The organism is Streptacidiphilus sp. BW17 (assembly GCF_041262485.1).
Taxonomy (GTDB): domain Bacteria; phylum Actinomycetota; class Actinomycetes; order Streptomycetales; family Streptomycetaceae; genus Streptacidiphilus.
On sequence record NZ_JBGCCR010000034.1, the window covers coordinates 42,526 to 57,812 of the forward strand.

A 15,287-nucleotide genomic window follows, 5' to 3' on the forward strand; every position below is an offset into this window, starting at 1 on the left:
GCCGGCGCGGCTCGGAGTCCGCAGGGCCGACGGTCTGCGTCTTCGGGGTGAACCTGGCACCACCCCCCGAGCGGGTGCCAGCACCGACGACAACGACCGTGCCGCTCCGGGAGGGTGGAGGCGACGGCCGCCGGGGACCCGGCGGCCGGAACCGCCTCCGAGGAGACCCGTGAACGCCCAGACCGTGCCGACCCCGTCCGCCGCCCTCGCCTCGCAGGGTTCCCGCGCCTCGCGCAGGAACCTCTGGCGCGGGGTCGCCTGTGCCTCGGCTGCGGCGGCGATGGCCGCCTGGTGGATGACCGATACGGCGCCCTACCCGTACTCCCAGCGCTGGCTGCTCGACCTGCCCCTCCCGTTCCTGTCGCTGCGGCGGCTGGACCGGATGCTGATGCCGTCCCCCGGGATGCGCGTGCTCGAGATCGGCCCCGGGACCGGACTGCAGTCCCTGCACGTCGCGCCGCAGCTCGGCGAGCGCGGACGCCTGGACGTCGTCGACGTCCAGCAGCCGATGCTCGACCACGTCAGTGCCCGCGCCGCCAAGTTGGGTGTCGGAAACATCGTTCCCACCCTGGCCGACGCGCACAGCCTCCCCTTCGAGGACGAGACCTTCGACGCCGCCTACCTGGTGACCGCGATCGGCGAGATCCCGGAACCCGCCGTCACGCTGGGCGAGCTGCGCCGCGTGCTGAAGCCCGCCGGGAGGCTGGTGGTCGGTGAGTTCTTCGACCGGCACCAGATCCGCCCCGCCCGGCTGATCGCGCACGCCGACAGCGCGCGGCTCCATGTCACGCAGATCATCGGACCGCCGTTCGCGTACTACGCGGCGCTGCGTCCGTGCGGCGCGGCGTAGGCCACGTCGTCGGACTCCCGACGCCCTGGGAGGTGGGCCGGACGAAGCAACCGCAACCGGTTCGGTCGGGGAGAGCGTCTCACCGGGCAGGAAGGCAGCTGTGTCGGTGCAGGTCGGGGGATCCGGCTGCGGCCCGGGGGTGACGGATGAGTACACGGCTGGGGGAGGCGTCCGGGAGCCTTGCGGGGCGGCTCCTGGGGACAGGGCTCGCCGCCGTGGTGGCGGTCGTGATGTGGCACATGCTCGCGGTGACGTGGGACGCGTTCGACGCGGCGGCGGGGATCGGTGGGCTGCAGGGGCGCTACACCGCCACGTCGTGCGAGAGCATCGAGATGGGCAGCGGTGACAACTCGTCGACGGCTTGGCGGTGCGTGGGCACCTTCCGGTCCGACGACGGCCGGGTCGTGCGCACGGGGGTGACCCTGCCCGACAGCGACGCGAAGGTGGGCGTCCCGACCCGCATGATCGACACCAACGGCGAGTTCCTCCTGCCCGGCCACAGCACCGTCTTCTGGCAGTTCCTCGAGGTGGCGTTCTGGTGGGTGCTGGGCTTCGGGGTGCTGGCTGTCATCTCCGGGATCGGGAAGGCGGGCAGTGAGCTCTCCGGAAGCACCGCCCTGGTCGGGATGTGGAACGCACTGTGCCACGGCGCGTGGGTGGTGACGGCCGTTCTGGCCGGCGGGGGCTTGCTGCTGGCACTGCCGGTGGGGATCGTGCTCGCCATCGCGTTGTAGTTCCGGTTCGGGTTCGGAACTCGGGCCGGTTCGGGCCGGGCCGGGACTCGGCCGGTCGGGACCCGGCCGGTCGGGACCCGGGTCGGGCCGGGTCGGGTCGGGTGAGCGAAGGCCAAGAGGTGGGCGCAGGGGCCCTGGGCGCCCGGATGGTTCGTCAACAATCCTCGTGGGTAGGCCAGTTCGACAACCTCGACAGCCCAGGGGAGGCGGCAGCCATGGTCACCGAGCCGGTTCTGGCCAAGCCCGCACGGCAGGACGATCTGCTGCGCAAGCGGCTCGGCTTCTGGTCGCTGCTGGCGGCCGGGCTCGGCAGCGTGGTCGGTTCCGGCTGGTTGCTGGCGTCGATGTACGCGGCGCAGGCCGCCGGGCCGTCGGCGTTGCTGGCGTGGGTGATCGGCGGCGTGGTGATGCTGCTCGTGGGTCTGGTCTTCGCCGAACTCGGCATGGTGAAGCCTGAGTCGGGTGGGCTGGTGCGCTATCCGCTGTACAGCAACGGCCGGTTGGCGGCGGCGGTGGTCGGCTGGTCGATGTGGGTGGGGTACGTCGGCAACCCGCCGACCGAGGCGGCCGGTGTGCTGCAGTACGCCAGCGCGTACCTGCCCGGGATGTACCACGGCAAGCAGCTGACCGGTCTCGGGGTCCTGGCCGCCGGTGGGCTGATGCTGCTCTTCGTGCTGATCAACTGGTTCGGGGTCGCGCTCTTCGCGCGTACCAACAACATCGTCACGGCGGTCAAGATCCTCGTCCCGGTGACCACCGCGATCGTGCTCATCGCTACCGGCTTCCAGTCCGGCAACTTCGGTCACCAGCACGGCGGTCTGGCCCCCTACGGCTGGTCCACGGCGCTGTCGACGATCGCCACCGCCGGGATCGTCTTCGCGTACACGGGATTCCGCAACGTCGTCGAGCTCTCCGGTGAGGCGCGGAATCCGCGGCGCACCGTGCCGACCGCGCTGATCACCACGATCGTGGTGTGCATCGTGCTGTACCTGGCCCTGCAGACCGCGTTCCTCGGGGCGGTGCCGGGCCACCTGCTGGGCAGCGGCTGGCACGGGGTGAACCTCAACTCCCCGTTCGCCAACCTGGCGATGCTGCTCAACCTGTCCTGGCTGTACTGGATCCTGATCGCCGACTCGATGGTCTCGCCGTCCGGTTCGGCGATCGTCTACACCGCGTCCAACGCCCGCAACAGCTTCGGGCTGGCCAAGAACGGGTTCTTCCCGGAGTGGGTGATGAAGGTCGACCCCCGATGGGGTGTCCCGATTCGGGCGCTGGGCATCAACTTCGTGGTGGGGCTGGCGTTCCTGCTGCCGCTGCCGAGTTGGCACGCGATCATCGGGGTGACGGGTACGCTCGCGGTCTTCACCTTCGCGATCGGGTCGGTGTCGGTGATCGCGTTCCGCCGCTGCGAGGTCGGCGACGCGGACACCCGGATCGGCGGGATGCAGGTCGTCGCACCGGCCGCGTTCGTGGTCTCGTCGCTGGTGATCTTCTGGGCCTCGTGGCCGACGCTGCTGAAGACGATCCCGATCGTGGCGCTGGGCCTGGTGCTCTACGGCCTCAACTACTTCCGGAACCGCAGCAGCGTCGGCGACCTGCGGGCCGGGATCTGGTTGCCGGTGTATCTCGGCGCGATGTACGTGCTGTCCGTGCTGGGCAGTTTCGGCGGCCACCACATGCTCTCGGCCCCGTGGGACAGCGTCACGGTGGGTGTCGTGGCTCTGGTGATCTACGTGTGGGCGGTGCGGAGTGCGGTCACGCACATGTCCGCCGACCCGGACCGCGTCGCCGCGCTCCGCGCGGAGGCCGCGGCAGGCCGCGAGTGGCAGGAGCCGGCGTCGGCGGGGTAGGCCTGCCTGGCGATACACCACAGCCGTCCGCCCCAGGGGACCCGCGCCCCTGGGGCGGACGGCTGTGTGCGGGTGACAAGAGTTCATCAACTGGTTCTCTTCCGGGCGGACGCCGGTCTGGCGGAATCCGCTCGTGCGCGCGACTCTTTGACGCATTGGGCTAGCCCAATGCTCGAAGCTCACAGTTCATCGAGCGCACAGCCCGAAGCACAGAGCTCGAAGCACCGCTGATACCCCGTCACCCACCCCCCAGCTCCCCTCTTGCCTGGAGGCACCTGATGTTCGGCAGGCTCAAAACCCCACGGCCCTGGATCGGCCGGGCCCTCACGGCCGCGCTGCTCGGCGCCGCCGTGACCGTCCCGGTCACCCTGGCCGGTCCGGCGGACGCCGCGACCACCAGCGCGAACCTGATCCTCAACGGTGACGCCGAGACGGGTCAGTGCTCGCCGGGTGGGTGGGAGGAGACGACCGTCCCCGGCTGGCAGATCACCTCGGGCGACCCGGTCATCGACTGCTACAACTCGACGAACGTCGCCAACACCACCACGCCGGGGGCGCAGGGCACGTCGTACTTCCAGGGCGGCTCGCGCGGCTCGTCGGAGATGGTGCAGACGGTGGACGTGTCGTCCGCCGCCTCGGCGATCGACGCCGGGGGAGTGTCCTCGACGCTGTCCGGCTACCTGGGCGGGGTGGGCAGCTACGCCGACGCGTCGCAGGTGACCGCGACCTACCTGGACGCCAGTGGCACCTCCCTCGGCACCAGCGTGATCGGGCCGGCCACTCCGGCCATGCGCAGCAACACCACTGAGCTGCTCGACCAGACCGCGACCGGCGCGGTGCCCACGGGCACACGCTCGATCAAGGTCGCCGTCGACTTCACCATGACGGGCACGCAGAACGACGGCCTGGCCGACGGACTGTCCCTGACGCTGAACACGGCGGTGACGGCCCCGACGCTCTCGGTCCCGACGTCGACGGTGCCCGGCTACGACCACGTCTTCGTCGTCATGATGGAGAACAACAACTACTCCGTGGCCTGAGTGCAGCAGCTTAGCGCACGGAAACGCGTTGGGATCCGACACGAGTACTTGGGTGGCAGAAGAAGGTCGAGATCAGGCTGAGGTGGGGTCGATCAGGCCTGTGGTCTGGAGTTTCTCGGGTTCGACACCGATGGGGGATGCGCTCCTCTGGTGGAGGGTGGCTGGCAGTGCGTCACTCTTGGAGATCAGTAGCGGTGAACTGTTGGCCGTGAGTACGGTCGTCTGTGACAAGGTCAGCCAGGACGAATGCTGACCCACTGCTGACTTTTATGACGAAGCGTCAGAGGGGAACTCGCCCAGGCCAGGAGGTACCAGGCCTCACCCTGGCCTCAGCCCGGTGAGCGGGCGTGCGCCGACACGGCGATTACTCGGGCCAATGCCGGGATGATGGCAGGTGGGCTTGGTCACTGCTCACCCACTTCTCCTCGCGCCGCACCGAGATCGAGGCGCGCTACGAGCAACTGTTGCGCACCTACCGTGCGGGGTTGTCCTCCTCGACGCCGAGTTCGGCGCGGGTCAGGCCTCGGGGACCGATCCGATGTTGAGCGGAACGGGCGTCAACATCAAACGCAACCCGCTCTGCGGGCGCAACATCGAATGCTTCTCCGAGGACGCCCACGTCGGCGGCGTGATGGGCGCAGCCCTCGTCAACGGCATCCAGTCGCTCGGTGTCGGCGCCTGCGTCAAGCACTCCGCCGTCAACAGCCAGGAGACGGACCGGATGCGGGTGAGCGCGCAAGTGGACGAGCAGACCCTGCGCGAGATCTACCTCCCCGCGTTCGCCGCACGTCGTCCGCCAAGCCCGCCCGACACGGTGACTCCGCGTCCGACATGTCCGTCGGGTAGCGGAGCTCGCGCCCCCCGTGGTCGCCGGCGTTCCCGAACCGGTGAGCCAGACAGCCACACGCAAGGGTGGCCGAAGTGGGCTCCGGCCACGTGATGCCGTAGAACTGCGTCAACAGGGCCTCCTGGAATGCTCATTGGTGTAGACACCCACTGAGCTACCAAGAGGCCCTGCTTTCGTGCCCGGCGGCCGCGACGACCACCCGATCGAGATCTCCAGCCCGACCGAAACCGCACGGAGAGCGGACCAACGGCCGTCACTACCTTCAAAAGAGCTGCGGGTAGGGACAGGCCTCCAGCGGCTCCGCAAGACGATCCGCCGATCGCCACCAGAAGTGACCTGCCGAGCACTTCCAGGCATGGCGGCACATGCGCTGCTTGTCCTCGTCGCGGAGAGAGAGGACGAGACCGAGGTTCTTCAGCGCTCGCCCGCAGTCGGGGCAGCCTGGCTGCTCAGGAGGGTTGCCCACGGCCGAGAGGATAGCTCACCCGATCGAGACGCCCGTTCGACCGACACCCCTCAAGATCGGAACGACAACAGCCACTTAGAGCGTCCGCCAGTAGGCGATCGTTCAACGCTCGCTGGATCCTGCGTAGGCGCCAGAGGTTGGTGCGGTGGCGGCGTCGTAGGTGGCGCGGGCGGTGGTGATGTCGGCTCGATGGCGTTCTGCCCAGCTGACGAGCCCGGCGAGGCTTGCGTGGAGTTCTCGGGCCATGGGCGTGATGCTGTATTCCACCTTGGGCGGCACCGTAGGGTAGACGGTCCGGACGAGCAGGCCGTCACGTTCCAACTTGCGCAGGTTCAGGGTGAGCATGCGCCGGCTGATGCCCGTGATGGTGCGCTCCAACTCGGTGAAGCGGACTGGCCCGTGTGCTGCGGCGACGAGAATCCCGATGCTCCACTTGCCCGCGACGTGGTCGAGAACCTCGCTGATCGGGCACGCCTCGTTGCTGACCTGGTCGGACACATCAGTGTGACTGTGGGACATGAAAGTGCCTCCTTCCGCTGCGCGCCATAGTTACAGACGATGACTGCTGTAACAAATCGTGCACCATTGGAAGGGGTTCCCTTGCGGAATATCCGGTCATCGGCGTCATCACGTTGGTCGGCACTGGCCGTGCTCTGTGCCGGGCAGTTGATGGTCATCCTCGACGGCAGCATCGTGAGCGTGGCGCTTCCGTCCATCCAGCACAGCCTCGGGTTCTCCTCGTCCAGCCTGGCCTGGGTCGTCAACGCCTACCTGATTCCCTTTGGCGGCCTGTTGCTGCTCGCCGGACGGCTCGGCGACCTCATCGGGCGCAAACGCGTCTTTATCGCGGGCCTTGGCATCTTCACCGCCGCCTCGCTGCTCTGCGGCGTCTCCCAGGACCCGGCGGTCCTGCTCGCCTCCCGGTTCGTCCAGGGCATCGGCGGCGCGGTGGCCTCCGCAGTCACGCTCGGCATGGTCGTGACCCTGTTCCCGCAACCGAGGGAGCGAGCCAAGGCCATCGGCGTCTACAGCTTCGTTCAGTCCGCCGGGGGCTCAATCGGGCTCCTCGCCGGCGGTGCCCTGACGCAGACCGTCGGCTGGCACTGGATCTTCTTCGTCAACGTCCCGATCGGCATGGTGGCCGTGCTTTCTGCTTGGCGTGTGCTTGCGTCCGAGCAGGGCGTCGGCCTCGGCAAGGGGACCGACGTGATGGGCGCGCTACTGGTCACCTCCGCGCTGATGCTCGGCGTCTACACAATCGTCGAGACCACCACCTACGGCTGGGCTTCGACCCACACGCTGAGCTCCGGCGCCGTGGCACTGGCTGCACTTGTAGCGTTCATCGCCCGCCAGGCCAAGACCCCGCACCCGCTGCTGCCGCTGCGCGTGTTCCGCTCACGCAACGTCTCAGGAGCACTGGGCGTCCAGGCCCTCATGGTGGCCGGAATGTTCAGCTTCCAGTTCCTGTGCGTCCTGTACCTGCAGAAGGTGCTCGGCTTCGACGAGATTCACACCGGCCTGGGCATCTTCCCGGTCGCGGTCGCGATCGGGACTCTCTCCCTTGGCCTCTCACCCAAGGCCATCGCACGCTTCGGTCCCCGCACCGTCCTCCTCCCGGGGCTCGCGCTGATCGCGGCGGGTCTCGCCGCGCTCGGCCGCGTGCCGGCGGGCGGCAGCTATGCGGTGGATGTCCTGCCCGCGTTGCTGCCGCTCGGTATCGGCTTCGGCCTCGCGATGCCGGCGCTGGCCACACTCGCGATGTCAGCGGCCACACCCGAGGACTCGGGGATCGCCTCCAGCATGTTCAACACCATGCAGCAGATCGGCGCCGCCTTCGGCCTCGCGGCCCTCAGCACGCTCGCCAACACGCGCACGAATGCGCTGCTGGGCGACGGGGTGAACACCGTCTCGGCCCTCACAAGCGGCTACCAGCTCGCCTTCCGCATCGGCGCGTGCCTCGTCGCCGGTGCCGTCGTCCTCGCCGCAGCCCTGCTGCGATCCTCCGCCCCAGCGCAACGTCCAGCGGTCGAGGAGATGCCAGTCGCCGAGCACGCCGCGCACTGAACAGGCTGCGACGCGACCACAGGCCGGACAGATTTCTGTGCTTGCAGGAGGATAGGTGCCTGTCGTTCCCTCGTTGATCATCGTCCCGATCCGTGAGGAGTTCATTGCGTCGTTGCCGCTGCGGGTCAGTACCCATCCGTTGGGATGTCATCGCCGACGGATCCCTGACGAGGTGGTTTTCGACAAGCTCATCGAGGTACTGGTGTCCGGGATGGGGTACGAACGAGTCGCGGACACGACCTGCTCGGCGACCACCTTGCGCAGGCGCCGGGACGAGTGGATAGCCGCCGGCGCGGGCGAAGCCCTTCGCCTGGCCGCACTCGCCGCCTACGACCGGATGGTCGGCCTCGAACTGGAACGGCTCAGCGCCGACGGCTGCCAGACCAAGGCCCCCTCAGGCGGTGAGTGCGCGGGCAAAAGCCCCGTCGATAGGGCCAAGCAAGGCGTCAAGCGCTCACAGCTCACCGAGGCGTACGGCATTCCGTTGGTCGCCGAGCCCGCACCGGCCAACATTCGCGATCACACCCTGCTGCCCGCCACCCTCGACCGCTACAACGACCTCGCCAAGACGCTGGGCCCACTGCCCGACCAACCTGTGCTGAACCTGGACGCGGGCTACGACTACCAACCGGTCTACACCGAACTCGACACGCGAGGTATCACCGCGAAGATCGCCAAACGGGGTGAACAGACCCCGCTCCAAGCCGACGGACGGTGGGTCGTAGAGCGCACGAACTCGTGGATGAACAACTTCGGCAAGCTCCGCCGGTGCACCGAACGTCGCCGCGTCTGCGTCGAATTCTTCATCGCCCTCGCCGCGGCGATCATCACCATCCGTAGCCTCATCCGCCGGGCGTGGCTCCTCTACCGCTGGCCCAACCGCCCTCGAAGCCCCCGCATCCGGTGACCTATTGGCGGACGCTCTTAGACCGTGTCCTACGTGGTGAGTCAGATCAGGCGTTTGTAGCAGCAGACGGCGGCGGCGAGGCCGAGGAAGGCCAGGTAGTTGCGGGGACCGCGCTCGTAACGGTGGTTGAGGTGCCGGTAGCCGGTTAGCCAGCTCATCGTGCGTTCGATGACCCACCTGCGGCGGCCGAGGCGTTCGCTGGACTCGGTGCCCTTGCGGGCGATGCGCACGCCGATGTGCTTGCCGCGTAACCAGCTCCGCAGGTGGGGGATGTCGTAGGCCTTGTCCGCGTGGAGGCGTTGGGGCTTGAAGTGGCGGCCTCTGGCAGGGTCGTGTCTCGTTTGGTGCCCCTGGACCATGGGCTTCAGAGCTTGGCTGTCGTGGGTGTTCGCGGCGGTGACGCCGACGACCAGGGGCAGTCCGTTCGCGTCCGACAAGACGTGCATCTTGGAACCCGGCTTGCCGCGGTCCACGGGGCTCGGACCTGTGAGTTCGCCCCCTTTTTGGCCCTCACGTGGGAGGAGTCGAGCACGACGCGGGAGACGTCGATCAGGCCGGCGTCGTCCAGGCGGTGCAGCACGGCCTCGTGCAACCGGCCCCAGACGCCGGCCCTGGACCAGATCAGGAAGCGGCGGTGGGCGGTGGACTTCGATATCCCGAAACACGGCGGCAAAGCCCGCCAGGAGCATCCGCTGACCAGCACGTAGATGATCGCCGCGAACAGCGTCTCATCAGGCGTGTTCGGTGTCCCGCCGCCCTGCGGCCGCACCCGGTCCGGCGGGATCAACGGCTTCGCGATCTCCCATAGCCCGTCCGGAACGATCCAACTCCAAGTACCCCGCCCCATAACCGGCCCAACGAGCCGCCACCACGTAGGACACGGTCTTAGGTCCGTGCCCAAGCCCTGGACGGCGTATGAGAACTGGACGCTGTCGGCGCTATCCGAGGTGATGCTGGCGATGTCCCTGGCCAGTGTGTTGATGTCAGCGGCCCCGCCACCGGTGGACCCTGAGAGGCCCACATACCAGGCATGCATGGCAGTTGTCGGCCGAGTAGCGGACGGCAGAGCGCTCTTCACGGGCGCGGATGCGGTCCTGCCCCCGCCGCTGCAGCCCGTCAGCCCGAGTGCTCCGGCGATGGCACTGATCACGAACAGATGGCTCACGCGGCGGGTCCTCCCATGTGCTCGGGCGCCTGAGCATCGACCGCCGTGTACCCGTGGTCTAAAGCGTGCCCATCTCATTGAAATGGGAGCAAATTGCGGAGAACGCCTGCGCTCGATCCGGAAACGGACTCGGCCTGGCTTTGGGCCGCCCCGATGGGCCTGGTAATGCGAGTCGTCGATCATCGTCCGCGATCATCCAACTCGCTGGCCCGGTGCAGCTTGGTTAGCAGCATCTGGCGCAGCCCGCCCCACACTCCGGCGGCGTTCTCGTCTGGCAACTGCCGCCAGCAAGTCATGCCGGAGCCGAAGCCGAACTCCTGCGGAAGCCACTCTCGTTGGATCCCCGTGTGCAGCACGAACAAGATCCCCTGCATGCACTTGCGGTCGTCCAACGGCAACCGACTCGGGAACCGCCGACGCCGCTCACGCACAGGAGGTAGCGGCGCGATCCGCTCCCAAAGATCGTCTGCCACCAGCCACGGTGGCCCCGCCCCTTTCCCTAATCGCTGACCAACGAGGCATCCGGGAAAGGGACATGGGTCACCAAGACTCTTTGCGTTAGCTCCTCTTACTCAGTCGATGAACCGCCTCAACCCCGGAGTGTGCTTATGTCCATGGTGTTGGTCGGCGGGCCTCCTTGGCTGAAGGGGCGCAGCGCGGCGGGACAGGTGGTGTCGGCGAGTGTTGCCTGGGCTGGCGTGGTGTCCCAGCTGAGCTTTAGACAGAGCCGGACCCCGCTTGAGATCTGGCCGCCGTCCAGCCAATCCTGGGCGGAGCTTTGCGCGTCGAGGGCGAAGGAGAGGGAGTAGACGTTCGGTCCTTGCCGGGTGGCGAAGATCCTGGTCTGGCTCTGCGTGGTGTTCGCGCCGGTGACCAGGCTCTTGGCCACCGCGATGCCGGCGGCCCCGCCGGCGGAGGGGTCCGCTTGGAAGGCGTTCTGGATCTGGAACGCACTTGAGCGGGCGGAGGCCAGGGCTTGGTCGTGTGCGACGTCCAACGACGGTCGCATCGCGGTCGTCCACCAGTGGATCACGGCGGCTGTCGCCGCAGCGGTGAGGGCGAGCGCCCCCACCACTACGGCGACGGCCTTCTTCGTACCGACTGTCACTACATTCCCAACGAGCGCAGAGTGGTGTTCAGCGCGCCAGCGTAGTCCAGTGCACCAGCAGCCGTCGGGTGGAAGGACTGCTGAGAGACCGGGTTGGAGCTGTTGGGGTCCTCACCAGCGGTCTTGGTCAGGACGAAGTCATTCAGCTCCTGCGGACTTCCGCACACTCCCTTGTCGGCCCAGACCGTGCGGGGGTCGGAGAAGATGACCTTCACGCCCTGAGCATTTTCCGCGTTGGACGCGTTCTGCATTGCTTGGTCGAGATCGTCGGACATCTGGTCGATCCAGGCCGCGTCGGTGGCGATGTGCGTGCTGGCGGAGATGTTCGCTGCGGTGGCGAGCACACCACCGACCGGCCCCAGGATGCCGTAGGCGGCGATCTCGTCCGCTCCGATCTTCTCGGCCAGGCAGCTGCCGCTGTCAGAGAAGAGCTCGGGGTAGCCCATCAGGACGATCTGAGCGTTCGGTGCTTCCTGGCTGATCTCGCTGAGGACACTTTCGATGTTCTGTGTCACGGCCCCACTGATCCGAGCTGGCTCTGCGGCGGAGAGAGGCTCAGAGTCACCGGTCTGTGTCACGGAGCTGCAGTCAGCGTTCACGATGTTGAAGATGCAGTTCTGCAGGATGGAGGAGAACTCAGAGTCGTTTCCGCCGACCGAGATCGTGACCAGTGTCGTGTTTGCATCGAGGTAGCCCGAGTCCAGCTGGGCGACTTCGCCGTTCTGCCCGACACCCTTGGCAGGCGTGGCGGTCGAATTGACGGGAACGCTGCTCGGGCCGTTGGGTATCGTCGTGCCCGACAGGAGGTTGAAGCTCTGAGCGCCGGAGCAGGCGATCAGGTGGTAGTCCATGGAGTTGTCTCCGTTGTCGGCCCGCAGGCCGATGGTGGAGGTGCTGTCGGCCAGGACGGCCTGCCGCGACCAGGTGTCCGGGGAGCGGTGGCAGTTGTCACGCAGGGACGGATTGGCGCCGTCGATGTCGCTGTTGGTGTAGTAGGTGCCGTTGCCCTCTCCGGAGGAGTAGGAGTCACCCATCGCGACGACGAAGTCGGCGGGCTTGGTCGGCAAGGGCTGGAAGGCGACTGCGTCCCAGGCGATGTCGTCGGTCCCGGCCCCGTCCGGAGTGGTGTTGGTGAGCTGGACGTTCTCGGTGCCAGCGGAGTTGAACTGGAACACCCCGAGTTGAACCCATTCGTTGGAGTTGTCCCGGGTGTCGACGTATCGGGTCTCCTGGGTGACGCCGCTGCTCATCCCCGTGTTGACGGTGTATGGGGCTTCGCGGGTCGTGTCGCCGCTGTCGGGGATGTGGACCCATATACGCGTCCACCCGTTGAGCGCGGGCGGGGTCCAGGTTCCGACGATGTGGTCCGCTGTGTCGGAGGCCGGTTCGGTGTGGGTGAACCAGATGTGTCCGCCGAACCCGAGGCCGAGCTGGTGAAAGTCGATCTTCCCGGGGTAGTCGATGGGGTCTGCGCACCCGTTTGCCCCGCAGTTCGGGGTGATACTGGTGAACTTGACCCCGAAACTTCCCTGATCGGTCCAGGTCTGATTGCAGCTCGCAACGCTGGGCGTGGTCACGTCGTCGACCACGATGGAGCCTGTCGGCGGGGTCTGTCCAGTGGAGTCCGAGTTGGTGTCGCCGCTGCTGTCACCCAGCGGGCGGCAGTCGGGCGGGTAGATGTCCGTGCCCAGCGGCTTGGAGCTACTGGAGGTGTAGGTGAGGACGGAAGTGCCGCAGTTGCCGGAAACAGTGCAGTCGACCCATGTCGTGGACTTGTGCCACCAGCAGTGATAGTCGGACAGGCCGCACAGGCCAGCCGAATTCGCGGTGCCGTTGGAGTCCGGTGCCGCATTGGGCGTGCAGTTGTCGTCGACCTGCGTGCAGAACGTCATGAACGCCGGCTCGCTGGGGCTGGTGCGGCCGCCTGCAGGCGTGAACGCAGGCCCCCACGCGCTGGTGGCGTAGTTGTAGCGTGGCACCGGGGAGTAGGCCCAGCCCATGACGAGTTCGGGGTAGGTCCAGTGGTTGGGAACCTTGGTGTCAGTAGTGCTGTTGGTGAAGACGCCGCGGTCGGCCGGGTAGGCGGGGTTGGCCGGGTTGTTGGCCCAGCCCAGGCCCCAGTTGCCGCTGCCGTCGGTGCAAGTGGCGCTGGGGGTGCAGCCGGTGGTGTTGCCTTCCGTGGGGCCAGGCTCGACACCGGCGTTGTACGCCCAGACGGCGAACCACCAGTTCTCGACGTGGGACGGGTCGCCGTTACCGGCGATGATGCCCGCGGCCTTGAGCTGGTTCCACTTGTCGATCAGCAGGTTCAGTGAGGCCGCGATGTTGGAGGCGTAGTCCGTCGCGATGGCCTGCTGCTGCTCGGCGGTTGTGTAAGCCATGTTGCCATCGGCGACAGGGGTGCCGCTGGGCGTGTTCATCGACATGCCAGTGGTGACCTGGCCGATGCCGTAGCCGCAGTCGACGGTGGCCCAGTCGCCGCCGTTGCCGTAGAAGCCGCCCTGGTTGAAGTTGCCGGTGGTGGAATCAACGGCATGCGGGCTGGCCTGCATGGTGTTCGACTCTTGGGCGAGCACGCCCAGGAGAACCTGCGCCGGCACGCTGCCGCCACCGGAGAGCTGCTGGAGCGGGAACATGCCCTGCGGTGTCCAGGACACCGGCATCCCCGAACCCTCCCAGTTCGCCGCGCGGCTGGGGGTCAGCTGGCCCTGTACCGCAAGGTCTGCGGCCCATTCAACCTGGGCGGCGGTCGGCTGGTAGGTCTGGATCGTCGGATCGTTGCGAGGAACCGCGCAGCCGCGGTCGGGATCCCACGTCTCGGTCGAGGGGTCGCCGCCGGTGTCGATGGCGTTCGCGTGGACCACGGCCGAGGCGGTTTTGACTGCGGAGGCCGACCGTGTGCCGGTCGTCGTCGTGGTCTGGGCCGCGCTCGCGGCGCTGGCTTGGATCTGCCCGAACTGGGTCAGTGCGGGTGATGCGGCCAGCCCGGCGTGGGATTTGAGTGCCTCGGGTGCTATGCGGAAGGCGACGTTCTTCCCCGTACCGGTGACCAGGGCGTTGATACCGATCAGGGTCGGAATATCGGTGGCCTTGGTGGAACTGGCGCTGGACTTGGCCTGGTTGAGATGGTTCGTGGAGAGGGTGACGGCCAGGGCTCCGGTGGTGGAGACGTCGGAGTCGACCGGGGCGTTCAGCCGCTGCCAGCCGCCCGGAAGCTTCGCCGCCGCGAGCGCCTTGCCCGGGTTCGACCCGACCACGAAGACCTGGTTGCCGCTACGGGTGAGCTGCACCTGCCCCAGGGCGCCGGTGCCCACCAGCTGGGATTTGCCCGCAGCGAACCTGCGGACCTGGACGTTCTTGCCCTGGGGCACTTGGTACGCCAGGCCACCCGCTCCGTCCGGGTGGATCCGGAACGGCGTGTCCTTCTCCACCGCGAGGGTGTGCTCACCGCCGCGGGTGTCGATCGAAACGAGGCGGTTGCCCAGCGCCGCGGCGACTCCTCCGTTGAAGGGGACCGGCGAGGACAGCTGCCCCGCGGACTGCGTTTCACGCAGCACCTTGCCGGTGGATGCGTCGACGACCCGGACGGTGCTGACCGCCTTGCCGCCGACGCTCTCCAGCGAGGACAAGGCAACTTGCTCACCTGCGCCGCAACCAGGGTCGTAGTAGGCAAGCGACGCCGTGAACGGCAGCTTGCGAACATCTCCGGTCACCAAGTCAACGATCGCAACGAACGCACCCTGGTTGAACACGCCGCTCTGGTTGGTGAACTGCCTCGGGGCGTAGACCACGACGGCACGGCGCCCGGACGAGGTCACACAGGACTGCCCGATCCACTGGTCCGTGTCAAAGCCGGGCTCCGACAGCGTTGCGGCCGTGCGCCACTGATAGCCCGACGACTCATCGGCCACCAGCACGTTCAGCCCGTTGTCGTCCCCGCTGACCGTCACGTCCCTATCCGTGGACGACTTCCAACCGGAGCTCAGCACCTGCTGCGGTGCCGTCAGACGACTAGCGGGGCCGGACGGGGTGGCGGGCGCTTGAGTGGTCGCTGACTGAGCCGACGGGGAGGCTGGGGGCGGTGATGCCATGGCGGGGCTGCTGAGCCCTGTCACCACGGCAGCCGCCGCCACGAAGGCAGCGATGCCGCGCCGCTGCGTGAGCGAGCGACGCCTGTTGTGCGCGTGCATGAATTCCTTCTCTGACGAATGGGTCAGCACAGGACGCGCCACGGGGAGAACTTTCCTGCAATCCGT

11 protein-coding genes and 1 pseudogene are annotated in these 15,287 nt (G+C 67.6%); 7 read left to right on the forward strand and 5 right to left on the reverse strand.

All coding sequences use genetic code 11. The features are described 5' to 3' along the window. Positions 1–169 precede the first annotated feature (169 nt). From ABH940_RS30410 to ABH940_RS30430, 5 genes and pseudogenes are all read left to right on the forward strand, one after another. Entirely contained in the window at positions 170–850 is a 681-nt protein-coding gene (locus tag ABH940_RS30410) for a class I SAM-dependent methyltransferase (protein ID WP_370106723.1), read from the forward strand. A gap of 146 nt (positions 851–996) precedes the next feature. After that, the gene (locus ABH940_RS30415) at positions 997–1,584 is read left to right on the forward strand and encodes a hypothetical protein (RefSeq protein ID WP_370070127.1); all 588 of its coding nucleotides are present in this window, start codon (positions 997–999) and stop codon (positions 1,582–1,584) included. 215 nt (positions 1,585–1,799) lie between these two features. Then, positions 1,800–3,434 (forward strand): APC family permease, encoded by a 1,635-nt coding sequence (locus tag ABH940_RS30420; protein ID WP_370106724.1) that lies wholly within the window; start codon positions 1,800–1,802, stop codon positions 3,432–3,434. Between the two features lie 278 nt (positions 3,435–3,712). Beyond that, positions 3,713–4,474: a hypothetical protein gene (locus tag ABH940_RS30425; protein ID WP_370106725.1), complete on the forward strand. Its 762-nt coding sequence runs from the start codon at positions 3,713–3,715 to the stop codon at positions 4,472–4,474. A gap of 547 nt (positions 4,475–5,021) precedes the next feature. Next, positions 5,022–5,255 (forward strand): annotated as a pseudogene (locus ABH940_RS30430) (glycoside hydrolase family 3 N-terminal domain-containing protein); the annotation flags it as partial. Positions 5,256–5,889: 634 nt separating this feature from the next. Here ABH940_RS30430 and ABH940_RS30435 read toward each other — a convergent pair. Then, positions 5,890–6,306, reverse strand: a complete 417-nt coding sequence (locus ABH940_RS30435; protein ID WP_370106726.1) for a winged helix-turn-helix transcriptional regulator — start codon at positions 6,304–6,306, stop codon at positions 5,890–5,892. A 150-nt stretch (positions 6,307–6,456) separates the two neighbouring features. Between ABH940_RS30435 and ABH940_RS30440 the strand changes: the two genes are divergently transcribed. Next, on the forward strand, positions 6,457–7,851 hold the full coding sequence (locus ABH940_RS30440; RefSeq protein WP_370106757.1) for an MFS transporter: 1,395 nt from the start codon (positions 6,457–6,459) through the stop codon (positions 7,849–7,851). Between the two features lie 55 nt (positions 7,852–7,906). Next, complete coding sequence (locus ABH940_RS30445; protein ID WP_370106727.1) at positions 7,907–8,758, forward strand: IS5 family transposase; 852 nt, start codon at positions 7,907–7,909, stop codon at positions 8,756–8,758. 41 nt (positions 8,759–8,799) lie between these two features. On the opposite strand, the gene ABH940_RS30450 is transcribed toward ABH940_RS30445, so the two are convergent. The 4 genes from ABH940_RS30450 to ABH940_RS30465 form a co-directional block, all read right to left on the reverse strand. Further along, a protein-coding gene (locus ABH940_RS30450) for an IS5 family transposase (protein WP_370106758.1) occupies positions 8,800–9,605 on the reverse strand; the annotation gives its coding sequence in 2 pieces (ribosomal slippage) (positions 8,800–9,263 and positions 9,263–9,605; 807 coding nt in all). Positions 9,606–10,102: 497 nt separating this feature from the next. Beyond that, on the reverse strand, positions 10,103–10,396 hold the full coding sequence (locus tag ABH940_RS30455; protein WP_370106728.1) for a transposase: 294 nt from the start codon (positions 10,394–10,396) through the stop codon (positions 10,103–10,105). 116 nt (positions 10,397–10,512) lie between these two features. Next, positions 10,513–11,031, reverse strand: coding sequence for a hypothetical protein (locus ABH940_RS30460; protein ID WP_370106729.1), 519 nt, complete (start codon positions 11,029–11,031; stop codon positions 10,513–10,515). After that, positions 11,031–14,981 carry a hypothetical protein gene (locus ABH940_RS30465; RefSeq protein WP_370106730.1) on the reverse strand — a complete coding sequence of 1,317 codons (3,951 nt, stop codon included), beginning with the start codon at positions 14,979–14,981 and terminating at the stop codon, positions 11,031–11,033. The genes ABH940_RS30460 and ABH940_RS30465 overlap by 1 nt, the downstream gene beginning before the upstream one ends. Positions 14,982–15,287: the final 306 nt, after the last annotated feature.

Bases quoted from the DNA above. Each gene is read 5' to 3' on its own strand.
- ABH940_RS30415 (WP_370070127.1), top strand. From the start codon at position 997: ATGAGTACACGGCTGGGGGAGGCGTCCGGGAGCCTTGCGGGGCGGCTC.
- ABH940_RS30420 (WP_370106724.1), top strand. From the start codon at position 1,800: ATGGTCACCGAGCCGGTTCTGGCCAAGCCCGCACGGCAGGACGATCTG.
- ABH940_RS30425 (WP_370106725.1), top strand. From the start codon at position 3,713: ATGTTCGGCAGGCTCAAAACCCCACGGCCCTGGATCGGCCGGGCCCTC.
- ABH940_RS30435 (WP_370106726.1), bottom strand. From the start codon at position 6,306: ATGTCCCACAGTCACACTGATGTGTCCGACCAGGTCAGCAACGAGGCG.
- ABH940_RS30440 (WP_370106757.1), top strand. From the start codon at position 6,457: ATGGTCATCCTCGACGGCAGCATCGTGAGCGTGGCGCTTCCGTCCATC.